Source organism: Citrobacter sp. Cpo221 (assembly GCF_030332345.1).
GTDB classification, from domain to species: Bacteria; Pseudomonadota; Gammaproteobacteria; order Enterobacterales; family Enterobacteriaceae; genus Citrobacter; species Citrobacter portucalensis.
The window spans coordinates 36,379-59,213 of the sequence record NZ_JAOWIA010000033.1; the positions used below are offsets into that span (position 1 = coordinate 36,379).

The window sequence follows — 22,835 nt, forward strand, 5'->3', positions numbered from 1 at the left end:
CAATTTATTGAAAATAACGCTCGCCCAACCGCACATCATTTTTGGGGATATCAAATACGCGGTAGTAACGAATAAAGACGATGATGGCGGTGACAAAAGCCAACAGAGCAAATGCAAGGTCCAGCAAAATAATGTATTGCAGACCAATGTTAGAGAGGTATCCGGTGATTAATGGGATAATAAAGTTAGCTACGCCACCCATCATCATATAAATACTGGTGACTTTGGCTTTGCTCCTGGGAAAGAACTCCGACATCACCGAAACACCGAGCTGTAAAATACCGCCAGCGGCAGAAAACCCAATGAGAAATGAACCGGCGTTACAAACCAGCGGAGATGGGTATAAATAGATGACGGCTGCGGTGATGGTTGCCAGTCCGGCGTTAAATACATTCGCCCAAATAGGCCGTACCCATTTTTTCAACAGTGCGGCAAAGATAAATACGCAGACCAACGAACCCATACTGTAGTAAGAGATTGTTTTCAGGGCGTCGGATTCTGCCATACCGGCAAAGGCCATCGCATATTTCGGCATCCAGACCACGATGACGTAAAAAGTCGAAAAGGCAGCAACACCAAACATGACGGATGCCACACCTTCCAGCCAGACCAACGGTTTACTGTTCATCTGTGGCAGATCTTTCGCGATGCCAGCATCCACCATCTGGCTGGGGAAACGACTTTTTAGCAGCATCAGGGTAATGACTACAAACAACGCACCCGGGATAATGACCGCATAACCGTACCAGATATGGTTGAGCAGCATGGTGCTGACGACGATGGGATAGATCATCTGCCCAAACGAGACCATAGCTTTTACCAGGATAACGGCTGAGCCAGAGGCTTTAGGGAAGCATTCCATTAACGCCGGGTACCCACCGGTATCCAGTGCCGAGTTTGCCACGCCAACGCAAACGGCCAGAATAAAGGCAATCATCAGATTAGGGCTGGCGGGAATACCGAAGAAGAACAGTATATAAAGAATCGCCCCTAACAGAATGATAGCCCGACGACCAAATTTATCTGAGAGCACGCCAAAGAATAAGATGCTCACCAGTCGCCCCAGACCAATGCCTGAAATCAAATAGGCAATTCCTGCATTGTCGGTGGAAAACTTTTCTGCAAGAGAGGTCATATTTTGCGCCAGTGTTATGACGCTAATACCGTGTAGGAAATAACTTAAATAAATACAGGTTATCGCCAAAAGAAATGGCGTATTAAAGGTCTTGCTTTGAGACATTTTCACAACTCCTTGCGGATTTTAAAATTGTTCTGTGCTCGTCGATATTGTTTAAATTGCGGCGACCTTGTAATTAATATACCGGGCGGCAGCCACAGAACCTACATAGCATGGCGTTTAAGTTACCAGGTATATTGCATAACACACTGTGAAATTGAACTCTGCCAGCCGGTGTTTTGCTGATGTTTTAAAATATATGCCAATTATTTTGCAGAAGGGGGGAACAATATTGCATCCACGCTATTCTACGGCTTGTATCATTTTTAGCTGATGCTTTGACGCGATGTGGCTGCGATAACCAATAAACAACGCCAACAGGAACCCGACAGCAGCTATGCCAGTATCAAACCACATGATGTGAGCAATACTGGTTTCTGAGAGTTTTGCTGTTATCAATGGAATGGTGAAGGTCGCAATGCTGCCCGCGCTATAGTAAATCCCGGTCGCTTTACCCTTCGCATGCGGAAAGCGTGCGGCCATAAGCGTTAAACCGATTTGCACAACGCCCCCGGCGGAAGAAAAACCGATGACAAACGCAAAGATAATGACCACGTAGGGTGTCGGATGCAGACAAACCATCAGCAGTGCGACAAATGAGATAAACGTATACAGCATCAGCATCGATGTCGCGCGTTCTGCTTTTCGCGCCAGCGGGGCGGTGATCAGCACGCACAGTAGAGAGCCGCAGGTATAAATGCTTAACAGTTTGATAGATAACGTATAGGACATTCCGGCGACAAACTGTCCGTATTGCGCCAGCCACTGGCTTACCAGGTAAAATGTTGCCATTGCGATGTAGCCGTACAGGGTGTAACTGGCAAGGTCGAGCAGGGAGCAACGATGTTCAGGTTGTGCGGTTTCCCGTTCTGCAGGTTGAGCCCGGATGATGGTATGAGGCCCGGGGTGTGGCGGAAACCGACAGCGAAACAAAAACACGCCGTTGAGTACCATAACGGCTGCAGCCAGCAGGAAGGACCAGCCAAACCAAAGTTCGGCCCACACCAGCAGACTGATAATCATTGGCAGCAGGAATTGACCGCTGGAGACGAAGGCTTTTATCAAAATATTGGCCGTGCTGGGTGAGCGGGGGAACGCCTCCATCAGGCTGGGATAGGTTCCGGCATCGAGAAAACTGTTTGCCATTCCTGCTAAAAAACCAAAAGCATAGGCAAGAACAATACTGTGAGTATTTATGATGCCAATAAAGAAAATCAGGTAGCAGGTCATACCAAGGATAATAAATGGTCTGCGACCGTAGCGATCGGAAAGCATCCCTGCCACTAATAAAACGCTTAAGCGGCCGATACCGAGTGAGGAAATAACAATCGAGACGCCCGCAGCATTGGTTTGCCACTGTTGTTCCAGCGAAGACATATTGAGGCTCATCAGAATGACCCCCATGCCGTGCACCAGATAATTTAGGTACAGCCCTATCGCAGTGGAGAAATAGGTGTTTTTCATAATGTGTTACTCAGCGAAGAGGCTAAATAGGTATGGCGTTGCAATCTCTTAACACATACGCTCGAGATCGTGAGCATAGAGTTCAACAGCAGCCGACTGATAGATTTTCCAGTCGAGAAAACCATCTTGGTGATAAACCGCCTGAAAAGCGTTCAGATCGGGGAAAAAACGCATGGTGTTATTACCGATACGGTTATTTATTTTGTCGATAATTGCATTAATTCTTAACTTCCTCCTGGCTTTCATTTCTGAACAAATGCGGATGATGTCGTCTGGAATTTCTCTTTCACCCTTTTCCCATTGTTGCCAGGCGGCAACATTGTCATCGCGCGCGATATACCTGGCGCTTTCTTCCACCGTCATAGCAAAAATATGGCGGATCGCCTGTAGTTCTAATGCGTTCATTATTTGGTCACTTCATAAAAGACGGTGGAATAGTAATAACATTGCTGTGGATATTTCGGCTTGAAGAGAGTCACAGTATTTTGTGCAATATTATTTGTTCCTTGACGGGGAAGATAATGTGTTGGTGCGTTAAGGTTGGTGGAGTGCGCGTGAAGGATAAAAAAAAGCCCATCGTGGGAGATGGGCAAAGACTACACACAGCAATTCGTTGTTTCACTCAGGGGATTTCCATGCTTATAAATCAATGTGTTGATCTAAAGCCATGGGCTAATAGTAGGCATAGTGATTTTTTACGTCGATCAGATTCATCTCAATAGTTTAAAAACTGTAAAGGATTTGCGACACAAATGATTATTTTAAGAAAGACAAGGTTAGGTCTAATCCCGCAAGAGGGAGGATTGGTTAGTATTGTTAAACAATCAGGCGGCGCTGCCGCCTGATGTTGGATTACTTATTGCGTTCGATTTCAGCAATTTCTTCGAGGATTTCATCCGGATTGGTACCTGGCGCAGGGGCTTCGTTTACCCAGGCGGAGAACAGACGCCAGGAAACGGCCAGTACCACTGGGCCGATAAACAGACCAATCATGCCGAAGGCAATCAGTCCACCGATGACCCCGGAGAGAATCAGGATCAGTGGCAAATCGGCACCCATACGAATCAGCATCGGTCGAATCACGTTATCCAGTGTTCCGACCACGCCGCTCCACACCAACAGCACGGTGCCCCAGGTGGAATCCCCCGTCCAGTATAGCCAGATAATGGCCGGAATCAGCACCGGCAACGGCCCCAGCTGCACCAGACAAGACAGGATCATCAATACCGCCAGCAGCGTGGCGTAAGGCACGCCGGTTACCGCCAGACCAATTCCCCCGAGCACTGCCTGCACCAGAGCGGTGACCACAACGCCTAATGCGACTGCGCGAATGGCTTGCGCGGCCAGCAAAATGGCAGCATCGCCACGTTTAGAGGCAAGACGGCAAGCGAAGTGACGAATACCTAATGCGACCTGTTCACCGCGCCAGTACAACAGGGCACTGAACAGCAGCATCAGACCACAGTGCATCATAAAGCGGCCGATATGCGCGGCCTGACCGACGAACCAGGTGGTGGTGGTACCGATATAAGGACGAACCTTGGCCATAATGGCCGAGCCGCCCATATCCAGTAAGCTGTGCCATGCGCCATACATTTTGGCACCCACCAGTGGAATGCTGTTCAACCATGCCAGATCCGGTAGCGTCATATCACCTGCGGTTACGGCATGGATTAGCGGCCCGCTGCCATCGACGATACTGTTAACCAGCAGCGCGATGGGGATGATGAACAACAGCACTAACAACAGCGTCATCACCAGTACGGCAAGTGAACGGCGTCCCCAGAGCAATTTTTGTAAGCGTAGCAGGATAGGCCAGGTCGCAATGACAATCGTGCCTGCCCAGGCAAAACCAAGGATAAAGGGCTGAACAATCCAGAGACAGGCCACAATCAGGATGGCTAAAAACAGCACCGATAGCAGCACTTGTGCAATATCCCTGGGCTGACGGAAATTTACCATAAATACTTTTCACCTTTGTCTTTGCGCCAGAACGTTGACGCGACGTGAATACTTAAATGACACCCTGTAATGATGAGCAATTTCAGCGGTTTTGAACAGGCGGATTCTGCCTGTAAATCTGCTGAGCGTATTAGAAAAAAATGTGATACAACAAACAAAGCAACACGCAAACGATTAAATTCACAACACAGACCGCAGGAAAGGGTCACTATAATGATTCCACAAATTTCTCAGGCGCCAGGTGTCGTTCAACTGGTGCTCAATTTTTTGCAGGCACTGGAGCAGCAAGGATTCACGGGTGATACGGCAACGAGCTATGCCGATCGTCTGACAATGTCGACGGATAACAGTATTTATCAGCTGCTTCCTGATGCTGTCGTTTTCCCTCGTTCAACCGCAGATGTGGCGCTAATCGCCCGTCTGGCGGCAGAACCGCTTTTCTCGTCGTTGATTTTTACCCCACGCGGCGGCGGCACCGGGACCAACGGTCAGGCGCTGAATCAGGGCATTATTGTTGATATGTCCCGCTATATGAGCCGCATTATTGAAATCAACCCGCAAGAAGGTTGGGTGCGGGTAGAAGCCGGGGTGATAAAAGACCAGCTCAACCAGTTTCTGAAGCCATACGGCTATTTCTTTGCCCCCGAATTATCCACCAGTAACCGGGCAACGCTCGGCGGGATGATCAACACCGATGCGTCCGGGCAAGGATCGTTGGTTTACGGTAAAACTTCCGATCATGTGTTGGGCATCCGTGCGGTGCTGATGGGCGGTGATATTCTGGATACCCAGCCCATGCCGGTCGAACTTGCCCAAACGTTGGGTAAAAGCAATACCACGATTGGCCGTATCTATAAGACCGTTTATGAGCGTTGTCGTGATAACCGACAGCTGATCATGGATAAATTCCCGAAACTTAATCGCTTCCTGACGGGTTACGATCTGCGGCACGTCTTTAACGATGAGATGACCGAATTTGATTTAACCCGCATTCTTACCGGCTCTGAAGGTACGCTGGCGTTTATCACCGAAGCCCGCCTTGATATCACGCCACTGCCCAAAGTCAGACAGTTGGTTAACGTTAAGTACGATTCGTTTGATTCGGCGTTGCGTAACGCGCCGGTGATGGTGGAAGCGCGCGCACTGTCGGTAGAAACCGTCGACTCCAAAGTACTCAATCTGGCGCGTGAAGACATCGTCTGGCACTCGGTAAGCGAACTGATTACCGATGTAGCGGATAAAGAGATGCTGGGCCTGAATATTGTCGAGTTTGCCGGTGACGACGAAACCTTGATTAATTCGCAGGTCAGCGCACTCTGCGAACGCCTGGATGGGTTAATCGCTCGTCAGGAAGCGGGCGTTATTGGCTGGCAGCTGTGTACCGAGCTGGCGGGTGTCGAGCGTATTTACGCCATGCGTAAAAAGGCCGTCGGTCTGCTGGGCAATGCAAAAGGTTCAGCGAAGCCAATTCCATTTGCCGAGGATACCTGCGTTCCACCGGAGCATCTGGCTGACTATATTGCCGAGTTTCGCGCGCTGCTCGACAGCCATGGTCTGAGTTACGGCATGTTCGGCCACGTGGATGCTGGCGTGCTGCACGTCAGACCGGCGTTGGATATGTGCGACCCGCAGCAGGAAGTGCTGATGAAACGCATTTCTGATGATGTCGTCGCGCTGACGGCAAAATATGGCGGTCTGTTGTGGGGTGAGCACGGGAAAGGTTTCCGTGCGGAATACAGTCCGGCATTTTTCGGTGATGAACTGTATCGTGAACTGCGCAAAGTGAAATCGGTGTTTGATCCGCAAAACCGGCTCAATCCCGGCAAAATCTGTCCACCGGAAGACGTTGATGCGCCGATGATGAAAGTGGACGCGGTGAAACGCGGAACGTATGACCGTCAAATCCCGCTGGCCGTACGCCAGGAGTGGCGTGGGGCAATGGAGTGTAATGGCAACGGGTTATGCTTTAACTTCGATGCGAAAAGCCCCATGTGTCCGTCGATGAAAATCAGCCTTAACCGTATCCATTCTCCGAAAGGGCGAGCTACGTTGGTACGTGAATGGCTGCGTCTGTTGGCCGATCGCGGGATCGATCCTGTGCAACTGGAAAAAGAGCTACCGGAGAAACGCGCCAGTTTACGCACGCTGATTACCCGTACCCGCAACAGCTGGCATGCACGCAAGGGCGAATACGATTTCTCGCACGAAGTAAAAGAGGCGATGTCAGGGTGCCTGGCGTGTAAAGCCTGTTCCACACAGTGTCCGATTAAAATTGATGTGCCGGAGTTTCGCTCACGCTTCCTGCAGCTGTACCACACGCGTTATCTGCGCCCGTTGCGCGATCATATGGTGGCGACCGTTGAGAGCTATGCGCCGTTAATGGCGCGGGCGCCTAAAACGTTTAACTTCTTCATCAATCAGCCGCTGGTGCGAAATCTGGCTAAAAAGCACATTGGAATGGTTGATTTACCGCTGTTGTCTGCGCCGTCGCTGCAACGCCAACTGGTGGGACATCGTTCCGCCAATATGACGCTGGAACAGCTCGAATTACTCAGCCTCGAGCAAAAAGCCCGTACGGTGCTGGTGGTGCAGGACCCTTTCACCAGCTATTACGATGCGCAGGTGGTCGCTGATTTTATACGTCTGGTAGAAAAACTGGGTATGCAGCCGGTACTGCTGCCGTTTTCGCCAAATGGCAAGGCGCAGCACATTAAAGGCTTTTTAAACCGTTTTGCCAAAACGGCGAAAAAGACATCCGAGTTTCTTAACCGTGTAGCGAAGCTGAATATTCCGATGGTGGGAGTTGATCCGGCGCTGGTGCTTTGTTATCGCGATGAATACAAGCTGGTGCTGGGAGAACTGCGGGGTGATTTCCATGTGCTGCTGGCCAACGAATGGTTATCGAAAGCTGTGGAAACACAGCAGTCAGTCGCTGTTGGCGGTGAACCGTGGTACTTCTTTGGCCACTGTACCGAAGTGACGGCTTTGCCGGGCGCGCCTGCACAGTGGGCGACTATTTTTGCTCGCTTTGGCGCAAAGCTGGAGAACGTCAGCGTGGGGTGCTGTGGTATGGCTGGCACCTACGGGCACGAAGTGAAAAATCACCAAAACTCATTGGGGATCTATGAGTTATCATGGCACCAGGCAATGCAACGATTGCCACGTAACCGTTGTCTGGCTACAGGGTACTCCTGTCGCAGCCAGGTTAAACGCGTTGAAGGTACGGGCGTTCGCCACCCATTACAGGCACTGCTGGAGATTATAGGATGATCTGGAAACGTGAAGTCACACTCGAGGCGCTCAATGCCATGGGTGAAGGAAATATGGTTGGGTTGCTCGATATTCGTTTTGTGCACATTGGCGACGATACGCTGGAAGCGACGATGCCGGTGGACCATCGTACCAAACAACCCTTTGGGTTGTTGCACGGCGGCGCATCCGTGGTGCTGGCGGAAAGCATTGGTTCGGTAGCGGGATACCTGTGTACACAGGGTGAGCAGAAAGTGGTGGGTCTGGAGATCAACGCCAACCATATCCGTTCTGCGCGGGAAGGGCACGTCAGGGGCGTATGTCGCGCGTTACATACTGGTTCTCGTCACCAGGTGTGGCAAATAGAAATCTTCGATGAGCAGGGACGATTGTGCTGCACGTCGCGTCTGACGACCGCAATTTTGTGATGCATATTGCTTTTGGTCATTATCTGCACAGGGAATGGTGTTATACTGTGCAGGTTTTGAACACAAGCGAGGATGATATGTCTACCCAATTAGACCCGGCCCAACTGGCAATAGAGTTTTTACGTCGTGATAAAACCGATCTTTCACCGGCTCAGTACCTGAAAAGGCTGAAACAGCTTGAGCTGGAGTTTGCAGATCTGTTAGCACTCTCTTCAACTGAACTGAAAGAAGAGATCTATTTTGCCTGGCGCATGGGCGTTCATTGATTCCGGTATGCTTATCGTAACGAAACCCCGACACGCGTTCGGGGTTATTTTTTGCCTTAAATCTTCATTACCACTTCATCTCGCCACTGTTAACCTTCGCACTTAGTTCCAGCGAGCTTACGTCTGCAAGGCCTGGCCATGCTGCCGTCATGGTTTTAATCACATAGTCCGATCCTTTCTTCGCCCCTAGCGCCTGCTCAAACGACTGCAAATAGTCCTGAGTGAAGCGGATCGCTTTATCGCCGGTTGAGCGTTCACCAATGTAATGACCCGGGACCACCTGAGTGGGCTGTAAGCTCTGCATTTCACGCAGTACGTTACGCCATGCACTGCGCTGTTCTTCAGACTGTGTATCCGCAGTCCAGACGTGTATACCGGAAGCCACGCCTGTGCCGCCAATAATGGCGCGATTCGCCGGGATCCAGATATACGCTGCATAATCGTTGGCGTGACGCAGTTCCAGCGTTTCGCCATCAACCGTGAACTGCGTTTGCGTAGTCGCCTGCGGAACGGTGAGCGATGTTGGCGCGCCGTCCTTCATTTGCGGGCCCCAGAACTGCAGCTTGGCCTCTTTGGTGGCGCGGATATGGTCTACCACCTGCGGCGTTGCCAGGACTTTTACCTGTGGGAAGGCCTTGACGATGGGCTGCAGACCAAAATAGAAATCCGGATCGCCGGAAGTGATCACGATAGCCTTCAGCGTTTTACCGCTGGCGCGAATCATCTGAACCAACTGTTCGCCATCTTTGGTGCTGAACTGGGCGTCAAACAAAATCGCCTCTTTTGGGCCAGACACCAGCGTCGAAGAGACCGGGAAAATAGCCTTATCTTGCGGATTATAGACGTCCAGCTGTAGCGGTGCGGCGAAAGCTGAAGATGCAAACAGCGGTAACAGCAGGGCCAGAGTTTTAACTTTCATACCAGGTAACCTTGTGCAGGAAATTGTCTTTTGATAGTTCCCGTATTTTAAGGAAATTCGGATCTGTTAGAATTCCCTCATTAGGACATGCTGAGTTTCATAAAACGATCGGATGGGATGCAATGGACAGAGTGATGGCGGCAACGGTATTCAACCATATCTGTGATTTGGGCAGTTTGAGTGCCGCCGCGCGTGCGCTGGGGCTTTCCCGTCCGATGGTCAGTCGTTACCTCGACGAGATGGAAAAATGGGCAGGTGCAAGGCTTATCCATCGCTCATCGCGTCGCTTGACGATCACGCCCGCAGGTGAAGAGGCATTAGTGAAAACACGTTCTCTGGCGCAACTTTCGCTGGATATTGGTGCCGCCAGTGCCGCGCAAATTCCCTCCGGCACGCTACGTGTGGCCTGCGCCCATTTTACTGCCATGCATATTCTTGCTCCGGTTCTGCCGTCGTTTATGGAGCAATATCCGCAATTACGTATTGAGGTGGAGATCAATAATCAACCGGTAAGCCTTGTGGGGGAACGCATCGATGTGGCGATCCGCATAACGGAAAATCCCGAGCCAGGAACCATCGCCCGTCGGTTGGGCGACTGTAAATCGGTACTTTGCGCGTCCGCAGATTATTTGCATCAACATGGCACGCCTGAGACAATCGACGATCTCACACGGCACAATTGCCTTTACTACAGCGGTTTTGCCGGACAATCCTGGCACTTTGTGGATGCTCAGGGGCAGTCTGTCTCCGTTGCAATCAAAGGGAATTTGAGTGCAGGGATCTCTTCGCTGCTCTGCGAATCGGCGGTGTCAGGAATGGGGATCGCGTTGGTGCCAGAGCTAGAGGCGCAGGAAGGGCTGGCGCAGGGAAAGCTAATTCGATTACTGCCAGAACTTCAACCTAAATGCCTGCCGATTTATGGTTTATACCTTTCACGTGAACATCAACCCGCAGGGCTACGCCTGCTGCTGGACACGCTCAGTGAGGCACAGTGTTAAATATGTGATTGAACGCGTTTATAAAAGAGTCAAACCGCAATTAGTGTTAAAAAAAACTAATCAGTGTATGAGATTCTTCTTATCGCCCCTTCAAGAGCTAAGCCAATATGAGTGCCGGAGATAAGCGCCGGATGGGGCCGGAACCCTTAAGCCTGCCAACAAGCAGACTTAAGGGTTTTTTGTTGCTTGTTTATTATTTGAATTGTTTTTCCCTACCTTCATCCCCACCTATCCCTTAAATAGACATTTTCTATACATCTTTTGATATTTGACCTGCCTGAACGATTGGATTTTTATAATCCATTATTAATCAATGTATTGAACAAAAAATTCCATCTCTGTGAACCCACGCAGCAGGGTCTATGCTTAGTAAAAGTAGTCAAAAAGGGCGATTAACCCGAATGCCCCTGCTGTTGAGGGGTTGAAGTGATAATCATTATCACTAACATGATGTTATAGCTTTAAAGCTAGTGACTCGAGGTAACCCTATGGAATTGCATTCAGGAACATTTAACCCGGACGATTTTGCCTGGCGTGGACTGACGTTAACGCCAGCGGCTGCGGCGCATATCCGTGAGCTGGTGGCAAAGCAACCTGACATGTTGGGTGTGCGTTTAGGCGTGAAGCAAACGGGGTGCGCGGGATTCGGCTACGTGCTGGATACCGTCCGCCAACCTGAAAAAGACGATCTGCTGTTTGAAACGGAGGGCGCCAGACTTTATGTGCCGTTGCAGGCGATGCCGTTCATTGACGGCACAGAAGTCGATTTCGTTCGCGAAGGATTAAACCAGTTATTTAAATTTCATAACCCGAAAGCCCAGAACGAATGCGGCTGTGGCGAAAGTTTTGGGGTATAGGCGGTACTATGTCTCGTAATACTGAAGCAACTGACGATGTCAACACCTGGGCTGGCGGGCACCTTAATTACAAAGAGGGCTTCTTCACCCAACTGCAAACCGATGAGCTGGCAAAAGGGATCAATGAAGATGTCGTGCGCGCGATTTCGGCAAAACGAAATGAACCCGACTGGATGCTGGAATTTCGCCTGAATGCTTTTAAAGCGTGGCTGACCATGGAAGAACCACACTGGCTTAAAGCGCATTACGACAAACTGAATTATCAGGAGTACAGCTATTACTCCGCACCTTCCTGCGGTAACTGCGATGAAACCTGTGCGTCTGAACCGGGAGCGGTACAGCAAACGGGCGCGAATGCATTTTTAAGCAAAGAGGTTGAGGACGCATTCGAACAGCTTGGCGTGCCGGTACGTGAAGGCAAAGAAGTGGCGGTTGATGCTATTTTCGACTCGGTATCGGTAGCGACCACCTATCGCGACAAACTGGCGGAGCAGGGCATTATTTTCTGTTCGTTCGGTGAGGCCATTCACGATCATCCTGAGCTGGTAAAACAGTACCTGGGCACGGTTGTCCCCGGCAATGACAATTTCTTTGCCGCGCTGAATGCGGCGGTGGCATCTGACGGCACGTTTATTTATGTACCGAAAGGCGTGCGTTGCCCAATGGAGCTGTCGACCTATTTCCGTATCAATGCGGAAAAAACCGGGCAGTTTGAACGCACCATTCTGGTTGCGGATGAGGGCAGCTACGTCAGCTATATCGAAGGCTGTTCAGCCCCGGTGCGCGACAGTTACCAACTACACGCGGCGGTGGTGGAAGTCATCATCCACAAAGATGCCGAAGTGAAATACTCCACGGTGCAAAATTGGTTTCCCGGCGATGGCAATACGGGCGGTATTTTGAATTTCGTCACCAAGCGCGCACTCTGCGAAGGCGAAAACAGCAAAATGTCGTGGACGCAGTCGGAGACCGGCTCGGCCATTACCTGGAAATACCCAAGCTGCATTTTGCGTGGCGACAACTCGATCGGCGAATTCTACTCAGTCGCGCTGACCAGTGGACATCAGCAGGCCGATACCGGCACCAAAATGATCCACATTGGCAAAAACACCAAATCGACCATTATCTCGAAAGGGATCTCCGCCGGACACAGTCAGAACAGTTATCGCGGCTTAGTGAAAATCATGCCGACCGCTACTAACGCCCGCAACTTTACCCAATGCGACTCGATGTTGATCGGTGCGGATTGCGGGGCACACACCTTCCCGTATGTGGAGTGTCGTAACAATAGCGCCCAGCTTGAACATGAAGCCACCACGTCGCGTATTGGTGAAGACCAGTTGTTTTACTGCCTGCAGCGCGGCATCAGTGAAGAGGATGCCATTTCGATGATCGTGAATGGTTTCTGTAAAGACGTGTTCTCTGAACTGCCGCTGGAGTTTGCCGTGGAAGCGCAAAAACTGCTCGCCATAAGCCTTGAACACAGCGTCGGTTAAATTTTAAGGAAAGCACATGTTAAGCATCAAAGATTTACAGGTCAGTGTGGAAGATAAGGCGATCCTGCGTGGGTTGAGCCTTGAGGTTCGCCCCGGAGAAGTTCACGCCATTATGGGACCAAACGGTTCGGGGAAAAGTACGCTTTCTGCAACTCTCGCTGGAAGGGAAGACTACGACGTCACTGGCGGAACGGTAGAGTTCAACGGCAAGGATTTACTGGAACTGTCGCCGGAAGACCGGGCCGGTGAAGGGATCTTTATGGCATTCCAGTATCCGGTGGAAATCCCTGGCGTCAGTAACCAGTTTTTCCTGCAAACGGCACTGAATGCGGTGCGCAGTTACCGTGGCGAAGAGTCGCTGGACAGGTTCGACTTCCAGGACCTGATGGAAGAGAAAATTGCGCTGCTGAAGATGCCGGAAGATTTGCTCACGCGCTCGGTTAACGTCGGTTTCTCCGGTGGTGAGAAAAAACGGAATGACATTCTGCAAATGGCCGTGCTGGAGCCTCAGCTATGCATTCTTGATGAGTCAGATTCCGGGCTGGATATTGATGCGCTGAAAATCGTTGCGGATGGCGTGAACTCGCTGCGTGACGGGAAACGCTCATTCATTATCGTCACTCACTATCAGCGCATCCTGGACTATATCAAACCCGATTTTGTTCACGTTCTCTACCAGGGGCGAATTGTGAAGTCCGGCGATTTCACGCTGGTCAAACAACTGGAGGAGCAAGGTTATGGCTGGCTTAGCGAACAGCAGTAACGTGCTGCAACAGTGGCACCATCTGTTTGAGACGCAAGGGGAGACACGCTCACACTATGCGCAGCAGCACTTGCAACAGATGCTGCGTCTGGGGCTGCCAACGCGTAAACATGAGGACTGGAAATACACACCGCTGGAAGGATTAACCAACAGTCAGTTTGTCAGTCATGTCGCTGAGATAACGCCTGCCCAATGTGCAGCGTTGTCGCCGACAACTGACGCTATTCGACTGGTATTTGTTGACGGACAATTCTCTCCGACGCTCAGCGACAGCGCGGACGGTAGCGGTTTTGACATTACCATTGACGATGCGCGCCAGGCGCTGCCAGCGGCTATCCAACCGGAAGTGTTTTTGCACCTTACTGAAAGCCTGTCCCGTAGCGTAACGCACATTCAGGTGAAGCGTAACCAGCGCCCCGCGAAGCCGCTGTTGCTGCTGCATATTACCCAGGGGGTGGCGGGCGATGAGGTGAATACGGCGCACTATCGCCACCATCTGGAGCTGGCGGAAGGCGCAGAAGCCACCGTCATTGAACACTATGCCAGCCTCAGCGAGCGTCGCCATTTCACCGGCGCACGCTTAACGATGAACGTCGCGGCAAACGCCCATTTGCGCCATATCAAACTGGCGTTTGAAAATCCGCTCAGCCACCACTTCGCCCATAATGATATTCAATTGGGTGCGGATGCGACTGCCGTCAGCCACAGTTTCTTGCTTGGTGATGCGGTATTGCGCCATAACACCAGTACGCAGCTTAACGGTGAAAACACCACGCTTCGGCTGAACAGTCTGGCGATGCCGGTGAAAAATGAAGTCTGTGATACACGGACCTGGCTTGAGCACAACAAAGGCTATTGCAACAGTCGCCAGTTGCATAAAACGATTGTCAGCGATAAGGGGCGGGCGGTATTCAATGGTCTGATCAACGTCGCACAGCACGCCATCAAAACCGACGGTCAGATGACCAACAATAATCTGTTGCTCGGAAAGCTGGCGGAGGTGGATACCAAGCCACAGCTCGAAATCTACGCCGACGATGTGAAATGCAGCCACGGGGCGACGGTAGGACGGATCGACGACGAGCAGATGTTCTATCTGCGTTCACGCGGAATCGGTCAGCAGGATGCTCAACACATGATTCTCTATGCGTTTGCCGCTGAGCTGACGGAAGCCCTGGGCGATGAAACGCTGAAACAACAGGTACTGGCGCGGATCGCCCAACGCTTGCCGGGAGGCGCAGCATGACATTTCCCATTGAAAAAGTACGGGCAGACTTTCCGGTCCTGACGCGTGAAGTGAACGGTTTACCGTTGGCGTATCTGGACAGCGCTGCCAGCGCGCAAAAACCCAATCAGGTGATTGATGCCGAGGCCGAGTTTTATCGTCACGGCTATGCGGCGGTCCACCGCGGTATTCATACGCTGAGCGCCCAGGCCACGGAAAAAATGGAAAATGTGCGCAAGCTTGCCTCGTTGTTTATTAACGCCCGCTCAGCGGAAGAGCTGGTGTTTGTTCGTGGTACGACGGAAGGCATCAATCTGGTGGCGAACAGCTGGGGCAGCAGCAATGTGCGGGCGGGCGATAACATTATCATCAGCGAAATGGAGCACCACGCCAATATTGTGCCCTGGCAGATGCTGTGTGCCCGCGTAGGGGCAGAACTGCGTGTTATTCCGCTCAATGCCGATGGTACGTTGCAGCTGGAGACGCTGCCGACGCTGTTTGACGATCGTACGCAACTGCTGGCGATTACCCACGTTTCTAACGTGTTGGGTACCGAGAACCCGTTATCGGAAATGATTGAGCTAGCGCATCAATACGGCGCAAAAGTGTTGGTGGATGGCGCGCAGGCGGTGATGCATCATCAGGTGGATGTCCAGGCACTGGATTGCGATTTTTATGTTTTCTCCGGGCATAAACTTTATGGACCAACCGGTATTGGCGTTCTGTATGCCAGAGAGTCGCTGTTGCAGGAGATGCCACCCTGGGAAGGCGGTGGTTCAATGATTGCGACGGTTAGTTTGAGTCAGGGAACAACGTGGGCCAAAGCCCCCTGGCGTTTTGAAGCCGGAACGCCAAACACCGGAGGTATTATCGGACTCGGCGCGGCTATTGAGTATGTTTCAGCACTGGGGCTTACTGAAATCAGCGAATATGAACAGTTCATGATGCGCTATGCATTGGAGCAGCTGGCAGATGTACCTGATTTGACGCTCTACGGGCCGGATAACCGCCTGGGTGTGATTGCATTTAACCTTGGTAAACATCACGCCTTTGACGTCGGCAGTTTTCTTGATAACTATGGAATAGCCGTGCGGACGGGACATCACTGCGCTATGCCGCTGATGGCCTACTATAACGTTCCTGCTATGTGCCGGGCGTCGATTGCAATGTACAACACCCATGAAGAAGTGGATCGCCTGGTAACGGGCCTCAAGCGTATTCATCATTTACTGGGCTAACAGGGAGGCGTTATGGCTGCGCTACCGGATAAAGAAAAGTTGTTGCGTAATTTTCTGCGTTGCGCTAATTGGGAAGAGAAATACCTGTACATTATTGAGCTGGGTCAGCGTTTGCCGGAATTAAACGACGACTTACGCTGCCCGGAAAATAGCATCCAGGGATGTCAAAGTCAGGTATGGATTGTTATGAACCAGAATGGCGAAGGGATTATTGAATTACAGGGCGACAGTGATGCGGCAATTGTTAAAGGACTTATTGCCGTGGTATTCATTTTGTATGATCGCATGACGGCCCAGGATATTGTGAATTTTGATGTGCGTCCGTGGTTTGAAAAAATGGCGCTCGCACAGCACCTCACACCGTCTCGTTCACAAGGGCTGGAGGCGATGATTCGGGCTATTCGCGCCAAAGCCGCAACTCTTAGCTAAACTGATAAAACACGTTAACTTTCAGACCGACTTGAAAGCGTTCGTGTAAGGCAACGCAGTGACTCGTAAGCCGGATTGGGCGCTCGCCGCGGTCCGGCAAGAACGCCAGGGGGGTGAGTGAGTATGAAACGCGCGTCTGTTATTACGTTAATGCTAATCGGCGCTTACAGCGCTATTCAGGCCGCATGGGCGGTCGATTATCCTTTGCCCCAGGCGAATAGCCGCCTTGTTGGGCAAAACCAAACCTACACCGTGCAGGAAGGCGATAAAAATCTACAGGCGATAGCCCGTAAGTTTGATACCGCTGCCATGCTGATCCTTGAAGCCAACAATACTATTGCCCCCGTACCTAAACCCGGAACCCTGATTACTATTCCCTCACAATTACTGCTGCCGGATGCACCACGCGAAGGCATTATTGTGAATCTGGCGGAACTGCGTCTGTATTACTTCCCGCCGGGAGAGAATATTGTTCAGGTATTCCCAATTGGTATCGGTTTGCAGGGGCTGGAAACGCCGGTAATGGAAACCCGGGTTGGGCAGAAAATCCCGAATCCTACCTGGACCCCTACACCAGGCATCCGTAAACGCTCTCTGGAGCGCGGCATCACATTACCGCCTGTTGTACCTGCCGGGCCAAATAACCCGTTAGGACGCTTTGCACTGCGTCTGGCGCATGGAAACGGTGAGTATCTGATCCATGGCACCAGCGCGCCGGACAGCGTGGGCCTGCGTGTGAGTTCTGGTTGTATTCGCATGAACGCGCCGGACATTAAAGCACTGTTTGCTCAGGTCCGCACAGGCACGCCGGTCAGGGTGATTAATGAGCCGATAAAATATTCGATTGAGCCGAACGGCATGAGGTATGTCGAAGTGCATCGACCGCTGTCGCCGGAAGAGGAACAAAACGTCCAGACCATGCCGTATGTGCTGCCAGCCGGATTTACCCAGTTTAAAGACAATAAAGCGGTGGATAACAATCTGGTGGAAAGGGCGTTGTATCGTCGCGCAGGTTATCCGGTCACCGTCACTGCCGGGCAAGCATCGGTCGCGAGCAATGGGCCAGAAGTGAAGTCTGCGCAAAATGGCGTGCCGGGAGGAGATGCTGAGGTACGCGCTACGCAATAACAGGGAAGGGGAATTCAGAGCAAAAAAAATGGCGCACAAAGTGCGCCATTTTTATTACACAGATACTATTACTTGCGGTATTTAGTAGCTGCGTTGTCCAGACGCTGGTTAGCGCGAGCTGCGTCATCTTTAGCAGCCTGAACGTCGGAACGCATTGCGTTCACGTCGTTGCTCAGCTGGTCAACTTTAGCGTTCAGAGTCTGAACGTCAGAAGACAGCTGATCGATTTTAGCGTTGCTGGAGCAACCTGCCAGCAGAGTAGAACCCAGGATTACCGCGCCCAGTACCAGTTTAGTACGATTCATTATTAATACCCTCTAGATTGAGTTAATCTCCATGTAGCGTTACAAGTATTACACAAACTTTTTTATGTTGAGAATATTTTTTTGATGGGAATGCACTTATTTTTGATCGTTCGCTCAAAGAAGCATCGAATTGTGCAAAAACGGCTAAAAACCCGAGTGAAAACAGAAAGCTTCCATCGGATTCATCTTAGATAATCACGGATTAGATAGTGAAATCCGATTTGATTTTTTATTAATTGTGGCTATCGATTAAATAAAAAAAGCGCCACCAGGGCGCTTTTTTAAGCAAATTAATTCGCGTTGGAATTATTACAGCACGTGAACGGATGCGGTGTTGGTGGTGCCGCTCGGAACCAGTGCACCAGAAACCATAACCACAACGTCACCTTTTTGAGCCAGACCGCTTTCCAGAGCGACTTCTTTACCCAGACGATAGAAATCATCGGTAGAGCTGATTTCTTTAACCACCTGTGCAACAACGCCTTTGCTCAGCACCAGCTGACGCGCGGTAGTTTCGTTGGTGGTCAGCGCCAGGATGGTGGCATCCGGGAAGTATTTACGTACTGCGCGAGCAGATTTACCACCCTGGGTTGCGACGACGATCAGCGGCGCGTCCAGTTTTTCAGCAGTTTCAACCGCGCCACGGCAAACGGCTTCGGTGATGCGCAGTTTGCGGCTGTCGTTGTTGAAGTCCAGACGGCTGGTCATCACACGGTCAGTACGCTCACAGATGGTCGCCATGATGGTAACGGCTTCCAGCGGGTATTTACCTTTTGCAGATTCACCAGACAGCATTACTGCGTCGGTACCGTCAAGGATGGCGTTCGCTACGTCACCGGCTTCAGCGCGGGTCGGACGCGGGTTTTTGATCATGGAGTCCAGCATCTGGGTCGCAGTGATAACGACTTTACGTGCACGGATACATTTTTCGATGATCATCTTCTGCGCGAAGATAACTTCTTCAACCGGGATCTCAACGCCCATATCGCCACGCGCAACCATGATGCCGTCAGACGCTTCGAGGATTTCGTCGAAGTTGTTCAGGCCTTCCTGGTTTTCGATTTTGGAGATGATCTGGATGTTTTCGCCGCCGTGCGCTTTCAGGTGCTCACGGATTTCAACGACGTCAGAACGTTTACGGATAAAGGACGCTGCAACGAAGTCAACGCCTTGCTCGCAACCGAAGATCAGGTCTTGTTTGTCTTTTTCAGCCAGTGCTGGCAGCGCGATGGAAACGCCCGGCAGGTTAACGCCTTTGTTTTCGCCCAGGTCGCCGTTGTTCAGCACTTTACAGATAACTTTGTTACCTTCGATGGCGGTAACTTCCATGCCGATCAGACCATCGTCAACCAGAACGGTGTTGCCGACGGACAGATCTTTAGTGAAGCCTTCATAAGTAACAGCAACGATTTCGTTGTTGCCTACGACAGATTTGTCGGTGGTGAAGGTGAAGGTCTGGCCCGCTTTCAGGGAAACGTCGTTACCGCCTTCCAGTTTGATGGTACGGATTTCCGGACCTTTGGTGTCGAGCAGGATTGCGGCTTTCTTGCCGGTTTTGCTCATGACGTTGCGCAAATTCTTGATGCGCTGACCGTGTTCTGCGTAATCACCGTGGGAGAAGTTCAGACGCATGACGTTCATGCCCGCGTCCAGCATTTTGGTTAACATCTCTTCGGATTCGGTTTTCGGACCGATGGTGCAAACAATTTTCGTCTTTTTCATGACAGTCTTAGTCTTTAAGTTGAGAAGGATATGGAAATCTGGCTCCCGCCGCGCACGGACGGGAAGCTAAACCTGAGTTACGAAAGTTGTGATGCCTCGCTCTAAGGATAGGTGACATCGAAAGAGCGTGCAGAGGAATGTGTGCTTGTGTTTCAGCCCAACGGGATGGTGAGTTTTGTAGTCGTTGAGTTTTACAGGTCAATGTGCTGAAACCATTCAAGAGACAATTGGCGCGCATTATACGCTGAAAATTATCAAAAAGGAAAATGGAAACAGCGTTTCAAAACACTTCTGTGCAGTTTTACAATAAATATTCATTAATTTGTTCATCGGTATGGATAAAGAGGTTATCGGGCGTTGCGTTCTGTTGCGCAACAAACTGCATTTAACATCCTGATGACTATGTTTTATACGGTTGACGTTGATCTTGTACTATATTTCTAAAAGTTATATCAAATTCGTTTTAATTCATTCTAAAAGCCAATTCCACTGATTACACTCGTTTGGACATCCATACTGCTAAACAGCTAAAAGCGATAGCAGAAGAACAATAAGCAGCAGCGGATACCCAAACGACATGATTGTCCTGAAAAATATTTCGAAAGTGTTTACGCCAGGCAGGCTTGCCATCACCGCTGTCGATAACGTCAATCTGACGGTTGAACAGGGGCAGATTTATGGAATTATTGGTTACAGCGGGGCAGGTAAAAGCACCTTAATTCGTTTGCTCAATGGTCTCGAAAAACCGACCTCCGGCAGCGTGACGATTAACGGCCACGATATCTCTGCCGCCAGTGGGGAATCGTTACGCCAGGCGCGACTGAAAATCAGCATGGTGTTTCAACACTTCAATTTGCTGTGGTCGCGGACCGTTAGCGAAAATATTGCTTTCTCTATGCAAATCGCCGGCGCGTCCAAAGCGTCCATCAAAGCGCGGGTTGCTGAACTGATTACGCTGGTTGGGCTGAGCGGTCGTGAAAATGCGTATCCTTCCCAGCTCAGCGGTGGGCAAAAGCAGCGTGTAGGAATTGCCCGCGCGCTGGCGAACAATCCGGATGTCCTGCTGTGTGACGAAGCCACCTCGGCGCTGGATCCGCAAACCACCGATCAGATCCTCGATTTACTCCTCGATATTAACCGTCGATTCAAATTGACCATTGTGCTGATCACTCATGAAATGCACGTAGTACGCAAAATCTGCGACCGCGTGGCGGTAATGGAAAATGGCAAGGTCGTTGAGGAAGGTGATGTGCTCAGCGTCTTTACCCATCCTCAGCAGCCTATTACCCGACAGTTTGTTCGTCAGGTGAGCCAGTACACCGAAGAAGACGAGTTTAATCCGCAACTGGCAAGCGAGCTTGGCGGTGTAGTTATCAAGCTTACGTTTACCGGGCAACGCACGCACCGACCTGTGGTTGGGGAATTGACCCTGCGCTATGGCCTGCCGTTCAACATCTTGCACGGCAAAATGACGCAAACCGCACACGGCGCGTTTGGTCAGCTCTGGGTGCACGTGGTGGCCTCTGAGGAACAATTGAACAATATTTTGGCCGACCTGCGCCAGAGCGACATTGAAGGCGAGGTGATTCAACATGGCTGAAGAACTGTTTCCCCATCTGAAGTGGGAGCAACTGTTAGCGGCAACCCAGGAAACGCTGTATATGACAGCTCTTTCGGGGGCGGCGACCTTTATCCTTGGCATCGCGCTTGGCCTGGCGTTGTTCCTGACAGCGCGCGGCGGATTATTCCCTAATCGCGCGGTATATAGCGCTATTTCACTGGTGGTGAATATCTTTCGTTCCATCCCATTCATCATTTTGATCGTGCTGCTTATCCCGTTTACCAAAGCGATGGTAGGCACCATTCTCGGCGCCAATGCCGCGTTGCCTGCGCTGATCGTGGGGGCCGCGCCGTTTTATGCGCGTCTGGTCGAAATCGCTCTGCGTGAAGTGGATAAAGGCGTTATTGAAGCGACGCGTTCGATGGGCGCACGGCTGAGCACGCTTATTTTTCGAGTTTTACTGCCGGAATCCTCTCCTGCTCTGGTGTCCGGGATCACCGTGACGCTAATTGCGCTGGTGAGCTACAGCGCGATGGCAGGGGTAATTGGTGCCGGTGGTTTAGGGAATTTGGCCTATCTGGAAGGATTCCAGCGCAACCACAGCGACGTCACGCTGGTGGCGACGGTGACGATTTTGCTCATTGTCTTCATCATCCAGCTTTGCGGCGATGTGATCACCTCTCTGTTAGATAAACGCTAATAAAATACGGAAACCATTATCATGAAAAAATCACTGACGTTACTCGCTGCAGCAACCTTAAGCGCCCTGAGCTTTGCCTCCTGGGCTGATACTCTGACCGTTGGCGCGTCTAATGTGCCGCATGCGGAGATCCTTGAACAGGCCAAACCGATTCTGGCGAAGCAGGGGATCGATCTGGAGATTAAACCGTTCCAGGATTACATTCTGCCGAACACTGCGCTGGCTGGCCGTGAGATTGACGCCAACTACTTCCAGCATATTCCGTACCTGAACAGCGTGATTAAAGACCATGCGGGTGATAAAACGTATGACTTCGTCAGCGCCGGAGCGATTCACATTGAGCCGATTGGTATCTATTCGAAAAAAGTGAAATCGCTTAAAGATCTACCGGAAGGCGGCAAAGTCATCATGCGTGATGCGGTATCTGAGGAAGGCCGAATTCTGTCGATTTTCGAAAAAGAGGGAGTGATCAAGCTGAAGCCGGGCGTGGATAAAGTAACCGCGCGCATTAGCGATATCGTCGAAAACCCGAAAAAGCTGAAGTTCCTGCCAAACGTGGAAGCCGCGCTGTTACCGCAGATGTATAACAACGACGAAGGTGATGCGGTGGTGATTAACGCCAACTACGCCATCGACGCCGGGCTGGATCCAGTGAAAGATCCTATTGCCGTTGAAAGTGGTGAAAACAACCCGTATGCCAACATCATTACCGTGCATCGTGGCGACGAGAAGAAAAAGGATATCGTGGCGCTGGTTGATGTCCTGCACTCAAAAGAGATTCAGGACTGGATCCGTACTAAATATAAAGGTGCAGTGATCCCGGTAAACAACTAATCCGCTTTTGCCGGGTGGCGGCAGTGCCTTACCCGGCCTACGACGTCCTGTAGG

22 protein-coding genes and 1 other RNA gene are annotated in these 22,835 nt (G+C 51.0%); 14 read left to right on the plus strand and 9 right to left on the minus strand.

Annotated elements, in window-relative coordinates; all coding sequences use genetic code 11:
• Positions 1 to 4: 4 nt before the first annotated feature.
• From OGY72_RS04690 to ydiK, 5 genes are all read right to left on the minus strand, one after another.
• Positions 5 to 1,240 (minus strand): MFS transporter, encoded by a 1,236-nt coding sequence (locus tag OGY72_RS04690; protein WP_003832627.1) that lies wholly within the window; start codon positions 1,238 to 1,240, stop codon positions 5 to 7.
• 240 nt (positions 1,241 to 1,480) lie between these two features.
• On the minus strand, positions 1,481 to 2,701 hold the full coding sequence (locus OGY72_RS04695; RefSeq protein WP_267441034.1) for an MFS transporter: 1,221 nt from the start codon (positions 2,699 to 2,701) through the stop codon (positions 1,481 to 1,483).
• A gap of 48 nt (positions 2,702 to 2,749) precedes the next feature.
• Positions 2,750 to 3,106, minus strand: coding sequence for a YdiL family protein (locus tag OGY72_RS04700; RefSeq protein WP_148362053.1), 357 nt, complete (start codon positions 3,104 to 3,106; stop codon positions 2,750 to 2,752).
• Between the two features lie 156 nt (positions 3,107 to 3,262).
• Positions 3,263 to 3,370: antisense sRNA RprA (rprA, locus tag OGY72_RS04705), an RNA gene on the minus strand.
• A gap of 183 nt (positions 3,371 to 3,553) precedes the next feature.
• The gene (ydiK, locus tag OGY72_RS04710) at positions 3,554 to 4,663 is read right to left on the minus strand and encodes an AI-2E family transporter YdiK (protein WP_003832632.1); all 1,110 of its coding nucleotides are present in this window, start codon (positions 4,661 to 4,663) and stop codon (positions 3,554 to 3,556) included.
• Positions 4,664 to 4,876: 213 nt separating this feature from the next.
• Here ydiK and ydiJ point away from each other — a divergent pair, with 213 nt between their 5' ends.
• The 3 genes from ydiJ (at position 4,877) to OGY72_RS04725 (ending at position 8,606) form a co-directional block, all read left to right on the plus strand.
• Positions 4,877 to 7,933: a D-2-hydroxyglutarate dehydrogenase YdiJ gene (gene ydiJ / locus OGY72_RS04715; protein WP_191236239.1), complete on the plus strand. Its 3,057-nt coding sequence runs from the start codon at positions 4,877 to 4,879 to the stop codon at positions 7,931 to 7,933.
• The gene (gene menI / locus OGY72_RS04720; RefSeq protein WP_003030541.1) at positions 7,930 to 8,340 is read left to right on the plus strand and encodes a 1,4-dihydroxy-2-naphthoyl-CoA hydrolase; all 411 of its coding nucleotides are present in this window, start codon (positions 7,930 to 7,932) and stop codon (positions 8,338 to 8,340) included. Before ydiJ ends, menI begins: the two co-directional genes overlap by 4 nt.
• A 77-nt stretch (positions 8,341 to 8,417) precedes the next feature.
• A complete protein-coding gene (locus OGY72_RS04725) occupies positions 8,418 to 8,606 on the plus strand; it encodes a YdiH family protein (protein ID WP_003030540.1) in 189 nt (62 codons plus the stop codon).
• A 67-nt stretch (positions 8,607 to 8,673) separates the two neighbouring features.
• Here the strand turns inward: OGY72_RS04725 and OGY72_RS04730 are convergent, their stop codons facing one another.
• Positions 8,674 to 9,525 (minus strand): Vmh family MBL fold metallo-hydrolase, encoded by an 852-nt coding sequence (locus OGY72_RS04730; RefSeq protein ID WP_286547146.1) that lies wholly within the window; start codon positions 9,523 to 9,525, stop codon positions 8,674 to 8,676.
• A 122-nt stretch (positions 9,526 to 9,647) separates the two neighbouring features.
• On the opposite strand from OGY72_RS04730, the gene OGY72_RS04735 reads away from it, so the two are divergent.
• From OGY72_RS04735 to ldtE, 8 genes are all read left to right on the plus strand, one after another.
• Positions 9,648 to 10,523, plus strand: a complete 876-nt coding sequence (locus OGY72_RS04735) for a LysR family transcriptional regulator (RefSeq protein ID WP_149384651.1) — start codon at positions 9,648 to 9,650, stop codon at positions 10,521 to 10,523.
• A gap of 488 nt (positions 10,524 to 11,011) precedes the next feature.
• Entirely contained in the window at positions 11,012 to 11,380 is a 369-nt protein-coding gene (sufA, locus tag OGY72_RS04740; RefSeq protein WP_003832645.1) for a Fe-S cluster assembly scaffold SufA, read from the plus strand.
• Positions 11,381 to 11,388: 8 nt separating this feature from the next.
• Complete coding sequence (gene sufB, locus OGY72_RS04745; RefSeq protein ID WP_003832647.1) at positions 11,389 to 12,876, plus strand: Fe-S cluster assembly protein SufB; 1,488 nt, start codon at positions 11,389 to 11,391, stop codon at positions 12,874 to 12,876.
• A gap of 16 nt (positions 12,877 to 12,892) precedes the next feature.
• A complete protein-coding gene (gene sufC, locus OGY72_RS04750) occupies positions 12,893 to 13,639 on the plus strand; it encodes a Fe-S cluster assembly ATPase SufC (RefSeq protein WP_003832649.1) in 747 nt (248 codons plus the stop codon).
• Positions 13,614 to 14,885: a Fe-S cluster assembly protein SufD gene (gene sufD / locus OGY72_RS04755; RefSeq protein ID WP_286547152.1), complete on the plus strand. Its 1,272-nt coding sequence runs from the start codon at positions 13,614 to 13,616 to the stop codon at positions 14,883 to 14,885. The genes sufC and sufD overlap by 26 nt, the downstream gene beginning before the upstream one ends.
• The gene (sufS, locus tag OGY72_RS04760; RefSeq protein WP_008784609.1) at positions 14,882 to 16,102 is read left to right on the plus strand and encodes a cysteine desulfurase SufS; all 1,221 of its coding nucleotides are present in this window, start codon (positions 14,882 to 14,884) and stop codon (positions 16,100 to 16,102) included. Before sufD ends, sufS begins: the two co-directional genes overlap by 4 nt.
• Positions 16,103 to 16,114: 12 nt before the next feature.
• A complete protein-coding gene (gene sufE / locus OGY72_RS04765; RefSeq protein ID WP_003832654.1) occupies positions 16,115 to 16,531 on the plus strand; it encodes a cysteine desulfuration protein SufE in 417 nt (138 codons plus the stop codon).
• 123 nt (positions 16,532 to 16,654) lie between these two features.
• Positions 16,655 to 17,659: a L,D-transpeptidase LdtE gene (ldtE, locus tag OGY72_RS04770; RefSeq protein ID WP_003832656.1), complete on the plus strand. Its 1,005-nt coding sequence runs from the start codon at positions 16,655 to 16,657 to the stop codon at positions 17,657 to 17,659.
• 68 nt (positions 17,660 to 17,727) lie between these two features.
• Here the strand turns inward: ldtE and lpp are convergent, their stop codons facing one another.
• From lpp to ynhH, 3 genes are all read right to left on the minus strand, one after another.
• Positions 17,728 to 17,964 (minus strand): murein lipoprotein Lpp, encoded by a 237-nt coding sequence (gene lpp, locus OGY72_RS04775; RefSeq protein ID WP_003029373.1) that lies wholly within the window; start codon positions 17,962 to 17,964, stop codon positions 17,728 to 17,730.
• A gap of 309 nt (positions 17,965 to 18,273) precedes the next feature.
• Complete coding sequence (gene pykF, locus OGY72_RS04780) at positions 18,274 to 19,686, minus strand: pyruvate kinase PykF (protein WP_003029366.1); 1,413 nt, start codon at positions 19,684 to 19,686, stop codon at positions 18,274 to 18,276.
• 7 nt (positions 19,687 to 19,693) lie between these two features.
• A complete protein-coding gene (gene ynhH / locus OGY72_RS04785) occupies positions 19,694 to 19,888 on the minus strand; it encodes a protein YnhH (RefSeq protein ID WP_242637968.1) in 195 nt (64 codons plus the stop codon).
• A 375-nt stretch (positions 19,889 to 20,263) separates the two neighbouring features.
• Here ynhH and OGY72_RS04790 point away from each other — a divergent pair, with 375 nt between their 5' ends.
• The 3 genes from OGY72_RS04790 to OGY72_RS04800 are packed head-to-tail and all read left to right on the plus strand — an operon-like array spanning position 20,264 to position 22,781.
• On the plus strand, positions 20,264 to 21,286 hold the full coding sequence (locus OGY72_RS04790) for a methionine ABC transporter ATP-binding protein (protein WP_149384653.1): 1,023 nt from the start codon (positions 20,264 to 20,266) through the stop codon (positions 21,284 to 21,286).
• A complete protein-coding gene (locus OGY72_RS04795) occupies positions 21,279 to 21,947 on the plus strand; it encodes a methionine ABC transporter permease (protein ID WP_003029361.1) in 669 nt (222 codons plus the stop codon). Before OGY72_RS04790 ends, OGY72_RS04795 begins: the two co-directional genes overlap by 8 nt.
• Positions 21,948 to 21,968: 21 nt before the next feature.
• Positions 21,969 to 22,781: a MetQ/NlpA family ABC transporter substrate-binding protein gene (locus OGY72_RS04800; RefSeq protein ID WP_003029358.1), complete on the plus strand. Its 813-nt coding sequence runs from the start codon at positions 21,969 to 21,971 to the stop codon at positions 22,779 to 22,781.
• Positions 22,782 to 22,835 lie beyond the last annotated feature (54 nt).

Coding starts and splice junctions, on each gene's coding strand:
- OGY72_RS04690 (WP_003832627.1), bottom strand. CDS start 1,240: ATGTCTCAAAGCAAGACCTTTAATACGCCATTTCTTTTGGCGATAACC.
- OGY72_RS04695 (WP_267441034.1), bottom strand. CDS start 2,701: ATGAAAAACACCTATTTCTCCACTGCGATAGGGCTGTACCTAAATTAT.
- OGY72_RS04700 (WP_148362053.1), bottom strand. CDS start 3,106: ATGAACGCATTAGAACTACAGGCGATCCGCCATATTTTTGCTATGACG.
- ydiK (WP_003832632.1), bottom strand. CDS start 4,663: ATGGTAAATTTCCGTCAGCCCAGGGATATTGCACAAGTGCTGCTATCG.
- ydiJ (WP_191236239.1), top strand. CDS start 4,877: ATGATTCCACAAATTTCTCAGGCGCCAGGTGTCGTTCAACTGGTGCTC.
- menI (WP_003030541.1), top strand. CDS start 7,930: ATGATCTGGAAACGTGAAGTCACACTCGAGGCGCTCAATGCCATGGGT.
- OGY72_RS04725 (WP_003030540.1), top strand. CDS start 8,418: ATGTCTACCCAATTAGACCCGGCCCAACTGGCAATAGAGTTTTTACGT.
- OGY72_RS04730 (WP_286547146.1), bottom strand. CDS start 9,525: ATGAAAGTTAAAACTCTGGCCCTGCTGTTACCGCTGTTTGCATCTTCA.
- OGY72_RS04735 (WP_149384651.1), top strand. CDS start 9,648: ATGGACAGAGTGATGGCGGCAACGGTATTCAACCATATCTGTGATTTG.
- sufA (WP_003832645.1), top strand. CDS start 11,012: ATGGAATTGCATTCAGGAACATTTAACCCGGACGATTTTGCCTGGCGT.
- sufB (WP_003832647.1), top strand. CDS start 11,389: ATGTCTCGTAATACTGAAGCAACTGACGATGTCAACACCTGGGCTGGC.
- sufC (WP_003832649.1), top strand. CDS start 12,893: ATGTTAAGCATCAAAGATTTACAGGTCAGTGTGGAAGATAAGGCGATC.
- sufD (WP_286547152.1), top strand. CDS start 13,614: ATGGCTGGCTTAGCGAACAGCAGTAACGTGCTGCAACAGTGGCACCAT.
- sufS (WP_008784609.1), top strand. CDS start 14,882: ATGACATTTCCCATTGAAAAAGTACGGGCAGACTTTCCGGTCCTGACG.
- sufE (WP_003832654.1), top strand. CDS start 16,115: ATGGCTGCGCTACCGGATAAAGAAAAGTTGTTGCGTAATTTTCTGCGT.
- ldtE (WP_003832656.1), top strand. CDS start 16,655: ATGAAACGCGCGTCTGTTATTACGTTAATGCTAATCGGCGCTTACAGC.
- lpp (WP_003029373.1), bottom strand. CDS start 17,964: ATGAATCGTACTAAACTGGTACTGGGCGCGGTAATCCTGGGTTCTACT.
- pykF (WP_003029366.1), bottom strand. CDS start 19,686: ATGAAAAAGACGAAAATTGTTTGCACCATCGGTCCGAAAACCGAATCC.
- OGY72_RS04790 (WP_149384653.1), top strand. CDS start 20,264: ATGATTGTCCTGAAAAATATTTCGAAAGTGTTTACGCCAGGCAGGCTT.
- OGY72_RS04795 (WP_003029361.1), top strand. CDS start 21,279: ATGGCTGAAGAACTGTTTCCCCATCTGAAGTGGGAGCAACTGTTAGCG.
- OGY72_RS04800 (WP_003029358.1), top strand. CDS start 21,969: ATGAAAAAATCACTGACGTTACTCGCTGCAGCAACCTTAAGCGCCCTG.